This is a genomic window from Caenimonas koreensis DSM 17982, from assembly GCF_009646335.1.
Lineage (GTDB): Bacteria > Pseudomonadota > Gammaproteobacteria > Burkholderiales > Burkholderiaceae_C > Ramlibacter > Ramlibacter koreensis.
The window spans coordinates 24,866-42,556 of sequence record NZ_WJBU01000002.1; the positions used below are offsets into that span (position 1 = coordinate 24,866).

Annotated in this window: 10 protein-coding genes; all 10 read left to right on the forward strand. The window is 63.3% G+C overall.

From position 1 onward, the window contains the following. Positions 1-18: 18 nt before the first annotated feature. On the forward strand, positions 19-618 hold the full coding sequence (gene rdgB, locus GHT07_RS02085) for an RdgB/HAM1 family non-canonical purine NTP pyrophosphatase (RefSeq protein WP_153583409.1): 600 nt from the start codon (positions 19-21) through the stop codon (positions 616-618). Beyond that, positions 615-1,832: a radical SAM family heme chaperone HemW gene (hemW, locus tag GHT07_RS02090; protein ID WP_323740748.1), complete on the forward strand. Its 1,218-nt coding sequence runs from the start codon at positions 615-617 to the stop codon at positions 1,830-1,832. Before rdgB ends, hemW begins: the two co-directional genes overlap by 4 nt. Before the next feature lie 7 nt (positions 1,833-1,839). Next, positions 1,840-3,318 carry a class I adenylate-forming enzyme family protein gene (locus tag GHT07_RS02095; RefSeq protein WP_153583411.1) on the forward strand — a complete coding sequence of 493 codons (1,479 nt, stop codon included), beginning with the start codon at positions 1,840-1,842 and terminating at the stop codon, positions 3,316-3,318. An 11-nt stretch (positions 3,319-3,329) separates the two neighbouring features. Then, positions 3,330-4,289 carry a Bug family tripartite tricarboxylate transporter substrate binding protein gene (locus tag GHT07_RS02100; protein WP_194792788.1) on the forward strand — a complete coding sequence of 320 codons (960 nt, stop codon included), beginning with the start codon at positions 3,330-3,332 and terminating at the stop codon, positions 4,287-4,289. Positions 4,290-4,422: 133 nt separating this feature from the next. After that, the gene (locus GHT07_RS02105; RefSeq protein ID WP_153583413.1) at positions 4,423-9,231 is read left to right on the forward strand and encodes an NAD-glutamate dehydrogenase; all 4,809 of its coding nucleotides are present in this window, start codon (positions 4,423-4,425) and stop codon (positions 9,229-9,231) included. An 87-nt stretch (positions 9,232-9,318) separates the two neighbouring features. Continuing rightward, the gene (locus tag GHT07_RS02110; RefSeq protein WP_153583414.1) at positions 9,319-14,217 is read left to right on the forward strand and encodes an RHS repeat-associated core domain-containing protein; all 4,899 of its coding nucleotides are present in this window, start codon (positions 9,319-9,321) and stop codon (positions 14,215-14,217) included. A gap of 28 nt (positions 14,218-14,245) precedes the next feature. Then, positions 14,246-14,587 carry a hypothetical protein gene (locus tag GHT07_RS02115; RefSeq protein WP_153583415.1) on the forward strand — a complete coding sequence of 114 codons (342 nt, stop codon included), beginning with the start codon at positions 14,246-14,248 and terminating at the stop codon, positions 14,585-14,587. A gap of 200 nt (positions 14,588-14,787) precedes the next feature. Continuing rightward, entirely contained in the window at positions 14,788-16,743 is a 1,956-nt protein-coding gene (locus tag GHT07_RS21680; RefSeq protein ID WP_153583416.1) for an RHS repeat-associated core domain-containing protein, read from the forward strand. After that, positions 16,737-17,084: an ankyrin repeat domain-containing protein gene (locus GHT07_RS02125; protein WP_153583417.1), complete on the forward strand. Its 348-nt coding sequence runs from the start codon at positions 16,737-16,739 to the stop codon at positions 17,082-17,084. The genes GHT07_RS21680 and GHT07_RS02125 overlap by 7 nt, the downstream gene beginning before the upstream one ends. Then, the gene (locus GHT07_RS02130) at positions 17,081-17,629 is read left to right on the forward strand and encodes a hypothetical protein (RefSeq protein ID WP_153583418.1); all 549 of its coding nucleotides are present in this window, start codon (positions 17,081-17,083) and stop codon (positions 17,627-17,629) included. The genes GHT07_RS02125 and GHT07_RS02130 overlap by 4 nt, the downstream gene beginning before the upstream one ends. Positions 17,630-17,691: the final 62 nt, after the last annotated feature.

Sequence of the window (17,691 nt, forward strand, 5' to 3'; positions counted from 1 at the left end):
GAGGGGACAATGCAGCCCATGAAACTCGTTCTTGCTTCCAACAATGCCGGCAAGCTTGCGGAGTTGCAGGCGATGCTGGTGCCGCTCGGTGTTGAACTCGTGAAGCAGTCTGACCTCGGCATTGGCGAGGCCGATGAGCCGTATCGCACCTTCGTTGAAAACGCATTGGCCAAGGCGCGTCACGCTGCGCAGGGCAGTGGCCTGCCTGCACTTGCAGACGACGCGGGCTTGTGTGTCGACGCCTTCGGCGGCCTGCCAGGTGTGGACACGGCCTACTACGCAACGCAGTTCGGCTACGAGAAGGGCGACGACAACAATGTGCGTGCGCTGCTCGAACAGCTCAAGAACCAGCCTGATCGCCGCGCCGCGCTGGTCAGCACGCTCGTCGCCGTGCGCACGCCCGACGATCCGGAGCCGCTCATCGCGGTGGGCCGCGTCGCCGGCCTCATCGCACAGGAGCCCGTCGGCACACATGGCTTCGGTTTCGATCCCGTCATGTATATCCCCGAATTCGGCCAAACGTTTGCCCAGCTGCCACCGCAGGTGAAGAACGCGAACAGCCATCGGGGCAAGGCCGCCCGGCAAATGATGGAACTCATTCGCGAGCGCTGGCTGTGATTGCGATTCAGCCCGCAGGTGGCGACGCCGTGCGCGATGTCAGCCACTACCTGCGCCCCGGGCTTTTGCAGCTGGCCGCACTGCCGCCGCTGTCGCTCTACATTCACCTGCCGTGGTGCCTGCGCAAGTGCCCGTACTGCGACTTCAATTCGCACGAACTGCAGCCTGACGATGTGCCGCACGCGCGCTACCTCGACGCACTCAACGCCGACCTGGAAGCCGCGCTGCCGCTCATCTGGGGCCGGCCCATTCACAGCATCTTCATTGGCGGCGGCACGCCCAGCCTGTTTTCGCCGCAAAGCATCGACCGGCTGCTCGGCGACGTGCGCGCGCGCCTGAAGCTCGCGCCCGACTGCGAGATCACGATGGAGGCCAACCCCGGCACCTTCGAGAAAGACCGCTTCCGCGCATTTCGTTCAGCGGGTGTCACGCGCCTGTCGGTCGGCGTGCAGAGCTTCAATGATGCGCACCTGCAGGCGCTCGGCCGCGTGCACGACCGCGCGCAGGCCATCGCAGCGCTCGAAGAAGCCGCCGCGTCGTTCGATACCTTCAACCTCGACCTGATGTACGCGCTGCCAGGCCAGACAATGCAGGACCTTGAGGCTGACCTGGCTCAGGCGCTTGCGCTCGCGCCGCCGCACCTGTCGGTCTATCACCTGACGATCGAGCCGAACACCTACTTCGCCAAGTTTCCGCCACGCATCCCGGACGACGACCTGGCCTACGCCATGCTCGACCGCATCACTGAAGCAACCGCTGTTGCAGGCATGACCCGGTATGAAGTGTCGGCCTATGCCAAAGAAGGCCACCGCTGCTGGCACAACACCAACTACTGGCAGTTCGGCGACTACCTCGGCATTGGCGCGGGTGCGCACAGCAAGCTGAGCTTTGCGCATCGCATCGTGCGGCAAGTGCGCTTTCGTGAACCGCGCCTGTACATGGACAACGCGCTGGCTGGCCACGCACTCGCCCAGGACGGTGATGTGGCCCGGGCCGAACTTCCGTTCGAATTCATGCTGAACGCGCTGCGCCTGAAAGACGGCTTCACTTTCGCGCAATTCACCGAACGCACTGGCCTGCCGCTGGCCATGATCGAGCCACAATTGCAGCTGGCGCAGGCCAAGGGCCTCGTCGAGCGCGATCTCGGTGGTGTGCGTGCGAGCACGCGCGGCTTTGATTTCCTCAGCGACCTTCAAGAACTCTTTCTCGCCTAGTCTCACGATGAATCTGCTCGAGCCCGTCCAGCGCCAGGTGCGCGCCTATCCTGAACGGCCTGCCGCCATTCATGACGGGCATGTGCTGACGTACAAAGAGTTGTGGAGCCGCGTGCGCTCGGCATCCGCGCACCTGCATGCGCATGGGATACGGCGTGGTGACTGCGTCGCCATTTCCGGGCTGCTGCCGCGGGGCCGGCTGATTCTGTTCATGGCGCTGTGGCGTATCGGCGCGAGCCCGATCAGCGTGCAGGCAATACTGCCGCGCGCGCAGCGCGACGCGCTCTTCGCGCAGAGCAAGGCCGTTGCGTGGGTGGCGCGTGAAGTGGTGGAAGAAGAGGGCAACGCGCCGCGGCGCATCGCGCCGGATGACCTTCTGACCTCACCCGCTGAAGGCGAAGTGCCACCGCTCGACCATGAAGCAGACAACCTGGTGTGGCGCATTGCGCTGTCGTCGGGCACAACGGGCACGCCCAAGTGCATCCCCTGGACGCACGCCAGTGCCGCGCATATGCAGCGGCTGTTGACCAACATCTTTCCGGCCGGCCCGCGCGAGCGGCTCGCCATCGTCGTCGACCTGAATATCGGCCTGGCGATCGGCCATTCGATGCAGCAGTTGCAGGCAGGCGGCACGGTCATCTTCCCCAAGACGCTCGACGCGGTCGACGTCAGCGCGTGCATGCAGCAAGACGCGCCCACACGCGTGCTGACCACGCCGTCCATCGCCAGTGCGCTCGCCGCCCACCTTGTCGCACTGCCAGACAAACCCGCATTTCCAAGCGTGCTGTCGATACAGATCGGCGGCGGCGTACTGGTGCCGAAGCTGCGCGCGCGGCTCGAGCGCCTGGTGTGCCCCAACGTCACGGTGATCTACGGCTCGACCGAGATTGGCACCACGGCCGTCTGCGACCCGGCCACCTTCCTTGAGCAGCCTGCGGCCACGGGGCGCATCATTCCCTGGGTTCAAGCGCAGGCGCTCGACGAGACGGGTGCCGTCTTGCCGCCGGGCCAGATCGGCGCGTTGCGCTTTCGCGGGCCGGACATGGCAACCCATTACCTCGGCAACCCGCAAGCCAGTGCAGCGGCTTTTCGGGACGGCTGGTACTACCCGGGGGACAAAGGCAGCATCGATTCAAACGGTGTACTCGTGCTCGGCGGCCGCACCGACGACGTGCTGAACCTCAGCGGCCTGAAGCTCGATCCGCTGGTCGTCGAAGCCGTGCTCGACAGCCATGAAGCGGTCGCCGAATCAGCCATCACCACCTATCGCGATGCCGTCGGTGCCGACGTGCTGGCGCTGCTCCTGGTGCCAGCGCCGGGCCAGCAGGCGCCTGACGTGGCCACCTTGCGCAAGCACCTGAAGGCGCAGGCCGGCATTCACTATCCGTTGATCCACGTCGTGCCTGTCGCGCAACTGCCGCGCACGCCCGCCGGCAAACTCGCCCGCGCGGAACTGCCGGCCATCGCCAAGGCCGCGCCCCTATGAAACTGCTCCGCATGAAACTGCACCTGCTGCTCGCCTGCTCGCTCGGCCTGACCGTCGGCGTCATGGCCACGCCCGCCATCGCCCAATCCGACGCCCCGATCAGGCTCGTCGTGCCCACCACCGCCGGCGGGCCACTCGACGTGGTCGCACGAGTACTGGCAGGTGCCATTGCGCGCAACACCAAAGAGACTGTCTTTGTCGAAAACCGGCCGGGGGCGGGCGGCGTGATCGGCACTGACTACGTGGCGAAGGCGCCGCCTGATGGCCGCACGGTGTTGCTCATGTCCGGCTTCGTCGTGACGAACACGGTGCTCTACAAAGTGGCGTACGACCCGATGCGCGATCTCGTGCCCGTGATCAAACTGGGCAAGGCGAGCATGGTGATGCTTGCGCGCAAGGGCCTTGAAGCGCGCGCGCCGCAAGACCTGCAGCGCGCTGCGGCCGCAAGGCGCGGCGGCCTCAACTGCGGGGCGCCACCCGGTGAGATGGCGCTTGCCTGCGAGCAGCTGAAGCAGGCGCTCGGCGGCGCGGTGGTCACGGTGCCTTACCCTGGCGTCGCACCTGCGGTGAACGCGCTGGCGGCCGGGCAGATCGACGTCATGCTCGCGCCTTACGACGCCGCTGTGCCGTGGGCCGATGGTGAACGCATCCTGCCGATTGCCACCACCGGCGCAGCGCCCTTGATGGCGCCTTTCGACCGCCTGCCGCAATTGCGCGAGACCTGGCCCGGCTTCGTGGTGGACGGCATGATTGGCATCATGGCGCCGGCCGGGACCCCGCCTGACGTGGTGCGCCGGCTCAACCGTGATTTCGCGCTCGCGTCGAAAGACCCGAAGATGCGTGAGCTGATGCTCGCGCGCGGCAGTTCGGTCGAGGAAGACACCTCGCCGGAAAAACTCGCCAGTGCATTGGCCGACCGGCTTGCGTATTACCGCCGGCTTGCCCAATCGCTGGGCCTCAAGCCCGAGTAGTTCCATGAATGCTGCATGCGCAAAAAGGCATGCATGCATTGTTTGCATGGTCGGCGTTGCAAATGGCATTTGCACCACCGCGCCCGCAAGCCTAGAGTCGTGGCCTCGATAGAACAACAACGAGGTTGCCTCCATGAATGCCCCTGCCCAACTGCTGCACAACCGTGTCGCGGCGGTGGTGGCCCTTTCCGCATCGCGGCTTGATGCCGCGCGCCACAAGCTGGTGGAAGGGGTCGCCCACGAGTACTTCGCCCGTCTCGACGCGGACGACCTGGCCGAGCGAACCCCCGAGGACCTTCTCGGCGCCTTGCTTTCCCACCTGCAGCTTGGCCAGACCCGCCAGCCCGGTCAGCCCAATATCCGCATCTTCAGCCCCGTAGCCAGCGAAGACGGCTGGTGGTCGCGGCATTCGGTGATCCAGATCGTCAATGACGACATGCCCTTCCTGGTCGACTCGACATCGCTCGAGATCAATCGCCAGGGCCAGACACTTCACCTCATCGTCCACCCGATCTTCCAGGCCGTGCGCGACGCGCAAGGCCAGCTGCAGTCGCTCGCGCCGCGCGAAGCCGCAGGCGACGCACCGCGCGAGTCGTGGATGCACATTGAGATCGACCGCCTGCTCGACAACACCCAGCGCGACGCACTCAGCGCCGGCATTGAAAGTGTGCTGGCCGATGTGCGTGCCGGCGTGCGCGACTGGCAACCCATGTGCGAGCGGCTCGCGCAAATCATTGCCGAACTCGACCACGCGCCCGCGTCACTGCCGCGCGCAGCCGTCGATGAAAGCCGCGCCTTCCTGCAGTGGCTGGCCGACGACCACCTCACGTTGCTGGGCTATCGCCAGCAAGAGCTCGTCAGGGACAAAAGCGGCGATGTCGCCATGCGCATCGTTGCCGGCAGCGGCCTCGGCCTGCTGGCCGACACCGCGGCCGATGCCGTCTCGGCCACGTTCTCGGCACTGTCTGCCCAAGCGCGCGCTGTGGCCGTTGCGCCGCTGCCCATGCTGGTGGTGACGAAGTCGAATACACGCTCCACCGTGCACCGCGCCGGCTACACGGACTACATCGGCGTCAAGCGCTACAACGCACAGGGCGAAGTGATCGGCGAGCACCGCTTCATCGGCCTGTTCACCTCGACTGCATACCGTGCGCGCGTGTTGGAAACACCGCTGCTGCGCGGCAAGGTGGGCGCCATCGAGCGGCGCGCCGGCCTTCCACCCGGCGGCCACCTGGCCAAGGCGCTCGACCACGTGCTGGAAACATTCCCGCGTGACGATCTCTTCCAGATTTCCGACGAAGACCTGTTCGACACCGCCATGGGCATCGTCGCCCTCGGCGAGCGGCAACGACTGCGGCTGTTCCTGTGGCGCGACCCGTTCGAGCGTTTCGTGTCGTGCCTCGTCTATGCGCCGCGAGAAGCGTTCTCGACCGACCTGCGCCTGAAGTTCCAGCGCATCCTGCTCGAAGCATTCAACGGCACCCACTCCGACTTCGATGTGCTGCTGAGCGACACGCAGCTCGCGCGTGTGCACATCACGGTGCGTACCTCACCGGGGCACGTGCCGGCTTTCGACCGCAAGGAGATCGAGCGTCGCCTTGAAACGGCGGCACGCCGCTGGGACGACGAACTGCGTGATGCGCTGGTGCAATCGAACGGCGAGGCCGTGGGCCTGGCGCAGTACAAGCGCTGGGGCTCCACCTTCCCGCTGGCCTACCGTGAACGCGTGGCTGCGAACACCGCGCCGCCGGACGTCGCCAAGCTCGAATCATTGACGGCCTCCAATCCGCTCGCGCTGGCGCTGTACCAGCCGGCCGGTGCTGCTGCAGGCACGCTCGGCCTGAAGGTCTACCGCCGCGGCGCGCCGCTGGTGCTCTCCGATAGCCTGCCGATGCTCGAACACATGGGCGCGCGCGTGATCGCCGAGTCCAGCTGGAAGATTGTTTCGCCCACCCACGACGCCATTGCGCTGCACGACTTTGAATTGCAGGCGCCCGTCACGGGCGAGATCGAGCAGCACACACTTGCTGCGCTGTTCGAAGAGGCATTTGCACGCGTGCTGCGTGGTGAAGTCGAAAGCGACAACTTCAATCGCCTCGTGCTGCTCGCGGGCCTGGCCGCCGAAGAAGTGGTGGTGCTGCGCGCCTATGCGAAGTACCTCAAGCAGATCGGCTTTGCGCAGTCGCAAGACACCATTGCCGCCACGCTCGCGTCGCACCCGCGCATCGCGCGCATGCTGGTGGTGCTGTTCAAGCTGCGGTTCGATCCGAAAGCCTTTGACGCCCAGGGCGCGACCGCACAGGTCAACGCCATCGAGAAAGCGCTTGAGAAAGTCAGCAACCTCTCTGAAGACCGCGTGCTGCGCCAGCTGCTTGCGCTGGTGCAGGCCACGCTGCGCACGAACTACTGGCGCACGGGCGTGGGCCACTCGGGCGATGCAGGTCCGCGCCGCACGTTCCTGAGCTTCAAGCTCGACTCCGCGCAGATCCCGGGCCTGCCTGCGCCGCGCCCGCTCTACGAAATCTTTGTGTACTCACCGCGCTTCGAAGGCATTCACCTGCGCGGCGGCAAGGTGGCGCGTGGTGGCCTGCGCTGGTCTGATCGCCCGGACGACTTCCGCACCGAAGTGCTGGGCCTGGTGAAGGCGCAGATGGTGAAGAACACCGTGATCGTGCCTGTGGGCTCCAAGGGCGGCTTCGTGCTGAAGAAGGCGCCGCCGTCCACGGACCGCGATGCGTTCATGAAAGAAGGCATCGCCTGCTACCAGGACTACCTGCGCGGCCTGCTCGATTTGACCGACAACCTCGTGAACGGCCGCAGCGTGCCGCCGCCGCACGTGGTGCGCATGGACGGTGACGATTCCTACCTCGTCGTCGCGGCTGACAAAGGCACGGCCACGTTCTCTGACTACGCGAATGCCGTGAGCGCTGAATACGGCCACTGGCTCGGCGATGCGTTCGCCTCCGGCGGCAGCGTCGGCTACGACCACAAGGTCATGGGCATCACGGCGCGCGGCGCCTGGGAAAGTGTCAAGCGCCACTTCCGCGAACTGGGCACCGACATCCAGTCCACCGACTTCACTGTGGTGGGCGTGGGCGACATGTCGGGCGACGTGTTCGGCAACGGCATGCTGCTGTCCAGGCACATCCGCCTGGTGGCTGCGTTCGACCACCGCCACATCTTCATCGATCCGACGCCCGATTCGGCCGCCTCATTCAAGGAGCGCGAGCGCCTGTTTGCACTGCCCCGTTCGTCGTGGTCTGACTACGACGCGAAGCTGATCTCAGCAGGCGGCGGCGTGTGGGCACGCTCCGAGAAGTCGATCCCGATTTCACCGCAAGCGCGCGCAGCGCTCGGCATCACGGCAGAGCAGCTCACCGCAACAGAACTCGTCACAGCCATCCTCAAGGCGCCGGTGGACCTGCTGTACAACGGCGGCATCGGCACCTACGTGAAAGCCAGCAGCGAGACGCATGCAGACGTAGGCGACCGCGCGAACGACGCGCTTCGCATCAACGGCAACGAGCTGCGCTGCAAGGTGATCGGCGAGGGCGGCAACCTGGGCTTCACGCAGCGTGGCCGCATCGAGGCGGCATTGAGCGGCGTGCGCCTGTACACCGATGCGATCGACAACTCGGCCGGTGTCGACACGTCTGACCATGAAGTCAACATCAAGATCCTGCTGGGCATCGCCGTTGCCGATGGCAAGTTGAACGGCGATCAGCGCAATGCGGTGTTGCCCACGATGACGGATGACGTTGCCGCGCTCGTGCTGCGCGACAACTACTTCCAGACGCAGGCGTTGTCAGTCGGCCGCCGAGAAGCGCCGGCACTGCTCGACGCGCATGCGCAGTTCATCCGTTACCTTGAAAAGACTGGCCGGCTGAACCGCGCAATCGAGTTCCTGCCACCTGAAGATGAAATCGCCCAGCGCAAGAGCAAGGGCCTGGGCCTGACCACGCCAGAGCAGGCCGTGCTGCTGGCCTACAGCAAGATGTGGCTGTCCGAAGAACTCGTCGAGTCCGACGTGCCCGAAGACGGCTGGATAGGCACGGCGCTCGAGCGCTACTTCCCGGCGGCCATGCGTGAGCAGTTTGGCGAATGCATTCCGCGCCATCCGCTGCGCCGCGAAATCATCGCGACGCACGTGTTGAACAGCATGATCAACCGCGTCGGCTCCACCTTTGTTCACCAGATGGTGGAGTTGACCGGCGCGAAGCCATCGCAGGTTGTGCGTGCCTACCTGCTCTCGCGCGAAGTGTTTGGCAGCGTGGGCGTGTGGGAAAAGATAGAGGCACTCGACAACCAGGTCGCCGACAGCGTGCAGTACGAAATGATTGTGGAGTGGCGCCGCCTGATCACGCGCGCGACCACATGGTTCCTGCGCTCGCGCCGCCTCGAAGAGCCGACGGATCGTGCAGCCACACGCCTTGCACCCGCAGTGAGCTTCCTGCGCAAGCAGCTTGAACGCCAGTCGTCGCCGCGTGTTGCAGCGTGGGTTGATGCTGGAGTGCCCGCAGCGCTCGCGCAGCAAGTGGGCGCGGCTGACCTGCTGTTCAACGCGCTCGACATTGCGGAAGTGGCAGAGGCCAGCAAGTCACCGCTTGAAGTTGCGGCAGACGTGATGTTTGGTGTGGGCGAGCGGCTGGGCCTTGAAAAGCTGCGCCGCCAGATCGACCTGCTGCCCGCCGACACCAACTGGCAGACGCTTGCGAAAGCAGCGCTGGCCGGCGACCTGGCAGACCTGCAGAACTCCATCGTGCGTGATGCGGTGCAGGGCGACGGCAAGTCTTCCGCTGACAAACTGGCAGGCTGGGAAGGCCGCAACCCGCTCACGTTTGCACGCGCCAGCCGCCTGCTGGCGGACCTGCGCGAGACGACCAATCCTGACCTGGCGATGCTGTCAGTCGCGCTGCGCGAGTTGAGAAATCTTGCGACGTGATTTGCTGGTGACAAAGACGAAAGGCTAGGTTCTTCAGCGGTTTTCGGCACCTATAGTCCGCCCTTCTGATAACGCAGGGAGTGGACGGTGAAGAAAACCGTGAGTGTGGCAGCGGCCACCGCGTGGCGCTGCGTCATCGCGCTTGTGATGTCTGTTGTGTCGGGCATTGCGCCCGCGCAGCAGCCCATGCAGTTTGGCGGGCCTGCGCCGGCACCCATGTGTTACGTGCAGGCCGACCAGATCTGGGGTGGACCGGAATGTTCACCACCGATGATTGTTCAGGGCGCTTACGCCGCCATCCAGGAAGCCTGCAAACGTTTCGCGCGCAGTCACTCCCTGCACCTGGGGGGTGCCCACACGTGGTCGTGCGTGGCCGGATCGGAAGTGACATCGTGCGAGTTCTCCAATCCCACCATTCGGCCCGATTACGTGGGTGGACTGGGCGCGAACGTCCTGTTGGATTTCGCTGCGCTGGACGTGCAGCCCAGCGGCAACCCGCTTGTACGCCAGCCATGGGGCACGACGATCTACGGCCCGGGCTGCGATTGCCCGGGCGGCTCCCTCATCAAGGCCGACGCGACATGCGCATGCCCGGTAGGCCAATCGTGGAACGAGCAGACGCAGCGCTGCGAAGTGGCGCCGTACCGCATTGAGCTGATTGGTGCGAGCAGCACCAAGGCGTTGATTGCGGGGCCGGTGCTTGCGCAGACAGCGAAGGTGACGAGCAACGGCGCCCCGGTGAGTGGGCGCAGTGTCACGGTCACCATCACGGGCGGAGCAACTGCAACCGGCACCACCAATGGTGCGGGCGAATTCAACTTCACGTACGTTCCGCCGTACAAAGCCACGACCGATACATTGACTGGCACGTGCGACGGCTGCGCGAGTGCGGCCACCAAACAGATCACGGTCCAGTCGTGCGACTTGTGCGGCGGTGTTGGCAACCCAATACAGCCTGCGACAGGTGAGAAGCTGCAAGACGAATCTGATTGGCTCGACAGCGGCGCGCATCCCCTGTCATTCGTGCGGCACTACCGCAGCCTGTACAACACCGATGCGGGCATGGGCCCGATGTGGAGCCACGACTACGCGGCCACAGCGTTCAAGGGCAATGCAGACAGCCACATCCGCTTTGGAGATGGGCGCAAGGTGCTGTTCAAGCGCGCAGCAACTGGCGGCTGGGTTGCAGACAACTACAAAGACGCGCTTGCAGAAGATGCAGCCGGCCTGACCTACACGCGAGTATCAGACGAATCGCGCTGGCGCTTTGATACGGCAGGCAAGCTCCTGTCGATCACGCAGCGCAATGGCTGGACGATGAGCATGGCGTATGCGGCTGATCGCCTTCAGTCGGTTACGAATGCGTTTGGTCGGCGCCTGCAGCTCATTTACAGCGAGCAAGGAAAGCTCGTTGGTATCACAGCGCCGGATGGGCAACAAACCAGCTACGGCTACGACAGCCTGGGCCGCTTGGCCACAGCGACCTTCACGGGCAACGTCGCGCGCAGCTATCAATACAACGACACGCGCTGGCCGTGGGCGCTGACGGGCATCGTGGACGAAACCAACACGACCTATGCCACCTTCAGCTACGACGACACAGGCCGTGCAGTGAGCACGCAACACGCAGGTGCTGCGGGCAGCTTCAGCGTGACGTACTCGGGCGGCACAACTGCCGTCGGCACCCTGACCACAGCGGCAGTGAATCCGAACTTGTTCCAGTCCAGCGCACAAGTGAACGACCCGCTCGGCAACCCGCGCACCTACACGTGGCAAGGTGGCGACGGCCAGATCCGGCTTGCAGGCGCCAACGGCTCGTTCGACGGCAACCGTACGGCAAGCACCGGCTTTGGGCCACTACACCTGCCGCAGTCCGAGACCGACTTCACCGGCGTGCAGACCACGTACACGTGGGACACAGCACGCGTGCTGAACCTGTCGACCACACGAGCGGCAGGACGCCCCGAGACCCAAACGCGCACAACCCAGTGGCACCCCACATTCCGCCTGCCCACGCTCATCACAGAAGCAGGCCGCACCACAGCGTACGAGTACGACGCGCAGGGCAACACGCTGAGCGAGACAGTGACCGACACGGCCAGTGGCGCATCGCGCAAAACATCATGGAGCTACACGAGCAGCGGCCAAATAGACACGATGACAGACCCCAACGGCGGCGTCTGGCGCTATAGCTACGACAGTGCGGGCAATCAACGTTCAGTGAAGAACCCCGCAGGCCACGAGACCACGTACACCCACGACGGCGCGGGTCGCGTTCTGAGTCAAGCCGAGCCCAGTGGCCTGGTGACGACCTACGTGTACGACGCACGCGGCCGCATGACCAGCGCCACGCAAGGCGGCGAAACCACGAGCTACCAGTACAACGCACTCGGCCTGCTTACCAACGTGCAGTTGCCCAGCGGCTACAGCCAGAGCTATCAATACGACGCAGCACAGCGCCTTCGCACGATCGCCGATAACCTCGGCGCAACGATCCAGTATGAGTTGGACGCCGCAGGCAACCGCGTCAGCGAACGAGTGCTGGACGCCAACGGCAACCTCGCGCTGCAAACCGGCAAGCTCATCGACAGCTTCAACCGTGTTCGGGCCCTGACCGGTGCGCAAGGCCAGACCACGCAGCTGGGCTACAACGCCAATGGCGAGCCGACATCGGTAACCGATCCCCTGCAGCAAACAACAGCCCAATCGCTCGACGGCCTGAGCCGCCCCATCCGCACCACCTTGCCCGACAACGCCAGCGTGACCACCGACTGGAACGCGTTGGACCAGCTCACGCGAGTCACCGACCCCAAGGGCGTGCAGACCGGCTACGAGCAGAACGCCTTGGGCGATGTGAAGCGCCAGACCAGCGCCGATGGCGGCAACGTCACCTACGAGCACGACGCCGCAGGCAACGTGATCGCAAGCACCGATGCCAAAGGCATCAAGACGGCAATCACCCGCGACGCCCTGGGCCGCCCTACAGAAATCCGCTACGGCAGCGAACCCGCCCAGCAGTTCGAGTGGGACAGCAACAAGACGGGGTATCTGGCCAGCATCAGCGACAAGACAGGTTCACTCGTCTTCGTGCGCGATGCGCAGGGCCGCATCACCAGCAAGACATCTACTGTGCTGGACAACCCCACCACGCCCAGCCGCTACACGGTGAGCTACAGCTACGCAGCAGGCGAGCTCGCGGGCATGACCTACCCCAGTGGCCTCGCAGTGAGCTACCAGCGCACGGCAGGCCGTATCACCGGCGTCACCGTGCGAGAGCCCGGCACCGCCCGCAAGCCCAAGCCCACGATCCCGTTCATTGGCAGCCTCACGCACAACGCGCTCGGCCAGCCGCAATCATGGACGTGGAGCACAGGCGACACCGCAGCACGCACCTTCGACACCGATGGCCGCATGACCGGCACCGAGTTCTCAAGCTACGGCTACGACGCGGCAGGCCGCATCACCAGCATCACGCAAGAGCTGTGGGCACAACGCACCACGACGCTGGAGCTGTACCGCACGCCCCTGACCTGGACTGCCGGCTACGACAACCGTGACCGCCTCACTTCATTCACCCGAGCAGGCGCGAGCACCCACTACACCTACGACGCCAACTCCAACCGCCTCACGTCCATCGACAAGACCACCAGCGATACGGATATCGACGGCCAGTTCACCGAGCAAGACGCAGCCAGCACCACAAGCCAGGTGTCGTTGATGGACGGCGACAGCAACCGCCTGCTGGGCTTCACGCAAACACTGACCACCACAAGCAATGGCAAGGTCAAGAGCGTGGTGACAGCGCCGGTGAACTACATCGTCAATGCGAATGGATCAATGACGAGCGATGGCCTGCGCGAGTTCGACTACGACGCGGCCAACCGACTCGCCAAAGTGACAGTCAGCAAAGACGGCGAAGCGGCAAGAGTGGTCTATCTCACCAACGCGTTGGGCCAGCGCGTGTTCAAGAGCGTCACGCAAGCAGAACAAACGCTGCCCGATGAAACGACGCTGGACGCGGGCTTCATCGCCTGGCTCAAGAAATCGTTCGGCTGGCTGTTCACCGCCAGCAACACGACAACAGGTGCGGGCCTCGGCACGGCATACGTCTATGGCGACGGCCCCATCCCCGCATGGGCGATGCTGGGCGAGTACGACAACGGAAGCGCAGTGGGCAAGGGCCGCACAGAATACATCTGGCTGCTCACCCAAGACGGCCAGGCATTGCCCGTGGGCATGTACCGCAACGGCAAGTTCTACGCCGTGCACGCCGACCATCTGGGCACGCCAAGACTGATCACGGATGAAGCCAACAAGCCAGTGTGGCAATGGCCCTACTCAGCCTTCGGCAACAACACGCCGACGGGCGTCCTGCAAGCCACACCGAACCCCAAGCAAGCGATCACGAATCAGCCGGTGCTGCTCAAGGCGACCAAGCCCATCGAGATGAATCTGCGGTTCCCGGGGCAGTACTTCGATGCGGAGACGGGACTGTTCTACAACTGGCATCGTTACTACAACGACAAGGGTGGGCGGTACATCCAAAGTGATCTGATCGGGCTGATTGGCGGGATGAACCTGTTTGGGTATGTGGGCGCAAATCCGCTGAGGCACATCGATCCTCTTGGATTGCTGAAGCTACCGAATGATCCAAGTGGTTTGCCGCCAGGATGGAAGCCTGACCTGTCGCATCGCGATCCGAACGGTGAGCGTTTTCGCGATCCTAATGGAGACGTATTGGATTGGCACAAAGGTCGTCCTGGCTTGCCTGGCTGGCGAGGAAGAGATCACTGGCATCACAACGGTGGCGACGAACACCTTCCGCCTGGCAGCGAGATTCCCGATAGCTGCCCGCCTGAGCCGGTTGAGCGGTCACTGATCGATCGGCTAAAGGATGCTTTCATGCCGCCAGCGGTGTATGACACGCGTCGAGAAAGGTTCATGCCTGTGCCGCCGCCACGCGTCTACATGTACCCGCTACCCTAAACTGTGAACCCAAACTGTGAGAGACAAGATGAATCAGCTACCTGAATATCTGTTGAAACTTGGCGGTCTCCACGATGCGCGTCTCGTCGCGATGAATTGGCATGTTGAATCTCAGGTCGTGGAGTTTGTTGTGGACGACATTTATGCCAATTTTCTCGGGCTGCCTGAGTATCCGGGCCGACAAAGTGGAGTCATCCGGCTAGAGGGTGTCAGTCACGTCGAATTTGCTGTCGAAGCTAGTCAAGAGCTCAAGCTCTTCGAATTGCTTCCGGCGGAGGATCACGCGGATGAGGTCGTGGCGAAGTTCAGTCCGGGCGGCCGCGTCCGAATTCGGTATGCGGCTGCGATTTATCCTTCAAGCTTGATCTGAATCGAGCGGCGGGTGGGAATTCGTCCGGCAGATTGTGCGGTTAGGAGAATTTCAATCAAAGAGGAAGGCTCGTCTTCGTCTTAGCAGCCCAAGGCGCTGATATCCGCTACGGCAATGAACCCGCCCAGCAGTTCGAGTGGGACAGCAATAAGACGGGGTATCTGGCCAGCATCAGCGACAAGACAGGTTCACTCGTCTTCGTGCGCGATGCGCAGGGCCGCATCACCAGCAAGACCTCCACGGTGCTGGACAACCCCAACACGCCCAGCAGCTACACGGTGAGCTACAGCTACGCAGCAGGTGAACTCGCAGGCATGACCTACCCCAGCGGCCTTGCAGTGAGCTACCAGCGCACCGCAGGCCGCATCACCGGCGTGACCGTGCGCGAGCCCGGCACCGCCCGCAAGCCCAAGCCCACGATCCCGTTCATCAGCAGCCTCACGCACACCGCGCTCGGCCAGCCGCAAAGCTGGACGTGGAGCACGGGCGACACCGCCGCACGCACCTTCGACACCGATGGCCGCATGACGGCCACCGAGTTCTCAGGCTACGGCTACGACGCGGCAGGCCGCATCACCAGCATCACGCAAGAGCTGTGGGCACAACGCACCACGACGCTGGAGCTGTACCGCACGCCCCTGACCTGGACTGCCGGCTACGACAACCGCGACCACCTCACTTCATTCACCCGGGCAGGCGCCAGCACCCACTACACCTACGACGCGAACTCCAACCGCCTTACGTCCATCGACAAGACCACCAGCGACACGGACATAGACGGCCAGTTCACCGAGCAAGACGCCGCCAGCACCACAAGCCAGGTGTCTTTGATGGACGGCGACAGCAACCGCCTGCTGGGCTTCACGCAGACGCTCACCACCATGAGCAATGGCAAGGTCAAGAGCGTGGTGACGGCGCCGGTGAACTACATCGTCAACGCGAACGGATCAATGACCAGCGATGGCCTGCGAGAGTTCGACTACGACGCGGCCAACCGACTCGCCAAAGTGACCGTCAGCAAAGACGGCGAAGCCGCAAGAGTGGTCTATCTCACCAACGCGATGGGCCAACGGGTGTTCAAGAGCGTCCCGCAGGCAGAGCAAACCCTTCCCGATGAAACGACGCTGGACGCGGGCTTCATCGCGTGGCTCAAGAAGTCGTTCGGCTGGCTGTTCAGCGCCAGCACCACGACAACAGGTGCGGGCCTCGGCACGGCATACGTCTATGGCGACGGCCCCATCCCCGCATGGGCGATGCTGGGCGAGTACGACAACGGAAGCGCAGTGGGCAAGGGCCGCACAGAATACATCTGGCTGCTCACCCAAGACGGCCAGGCATTGCCAGTGGGCATGTACCGCAATGGCAAGTTCTACGCAGTGCATGCAGACCATCTGGGCACGCCAAGACTGATCACGGATGAAGCCAACAAACCGGTGTGGCAATGGCCCTATTCAGCCTTCGGCAACAACACGCCGACGGGCGTCCTGCAATCCACACCGAACCCCAAGCAAGCGATCACGAATCAGCCGGTGCTGCTCAAGGCGACCAAGCCCATCGAGATGAATCTGCGGTTCCCGGGGCAGTACTTCGATGCGGAGACGGGGCTGTTCTACAACGGGCACCGTCACTACTGCGCGCGTTGCGGCAGGTACATTCAGAGTGATTCAATTGGACTTGACGGGGGCATCAATACGTTCGGCTACGCTGCCGGTGCTCCGACAAGTTACACCGATCCGACCGGACAATTTGTACCGCTTCTACTAGCTCCTCTGTTGGCGCCTGCGTGGGCACCTGCCCTTGCCTATGGCACAGCCGCACTTGCTACAGCAGCAGCCGTGGCTATGACGTTGGCTCCACCTCCGGACTACAGCCCTTGGTCACCAGATCCGGAAAAGAACAAGGAGTTCATCCGTGATCGCGATGGTGTTAATGACGTCAAGCCTGTTCCATATAAAGATCCGAGCAAACCAACATGCGACGAGATTCGGGAACGCATCCGTTTTCTGGAAGATATCGTTGCGCGCCGAGTTGCATTGACAAACAAGTGGTACAGCGGTGTGTTCAATCCAGGCCATGCGGGGCGAGTGGATACACTTCGGCGAGACATTGACAAGCTTCGTGCTCGCTTGGCTAGAGGAGATTGCGCGCCATGCTAGAGGTTCTTGAAAGACTGCGTGAATATTGGTGGTGTCAAACCGATGAAATGGGTTACGACATTCCGCTGACTGACGTGAACCAGCTCAATGCTCTTGGGGAGGCGCCCATTCACATTGCCGCTCGGAGCGGCTCAGCGGAGGACATTCGTTCGCTGTTGGAAAATGGCGCTGATATCAGTCGGCGTGGCGACTTTGAAATGACTCCCCTCCACTATGCCTACATGGGCGGGAAGCGCGAGAACATTGAAGCACTGCTTGCGGCCGGTGCCGACCCGACTCTCCGGTGTGATCGCGGTTTCTTGCCCCATGAGGGCAGGCCCGATCCCAAAGAGGCAAGATGAGTGGCGTTACCGTTCGCGAGCCCGGCACCGCCCGCAAGCCCAAACCTACGATCCCCTTCATTAGCAGCCTCACGCACAACGCGCTCGGCCAGCCGAAATCATGGACGTGGGGCACCGGCGACACCGCAGCACGCAGCTTCGGCATCGATTTATCGACGAAGCTGTCAGCATGGGGTGCACGGTCCCCCCGAAGGCGTATGAGTTGTTGGCCCGACCGGCGCCAAAAAGACCGACACCCTGAAGGAGGCAATATGGGACCAATAGACCCAGCTACGGGAGAATTCGTCAGGCAAGAAATCTCAAGGGCGCTTGATTCACTGGTCAAAAGTGTGCAAATGGAGATTCAAGACGAAGTTGAATTCTTGCTTTTACGAATCGAGAGGGATTCAATGGGTTCGGAAAGTGAAACGAAGCAGATCATCGAGATTGCTGTTTCGATATTGGCTAAGCTCATTCGACCGCGCCAGGGCGACTATGCCTGGATGGTGAACGTCGAGCGACGAGGTGCGCTGCTGGATTCAGAGGTCGGTGGTCGCGCAGGATAGCGACGCGTCCGAGGGTGAATTGGGGTCCGAGTCTGATTTCATTGCGGCCAAGTAGAAAGATC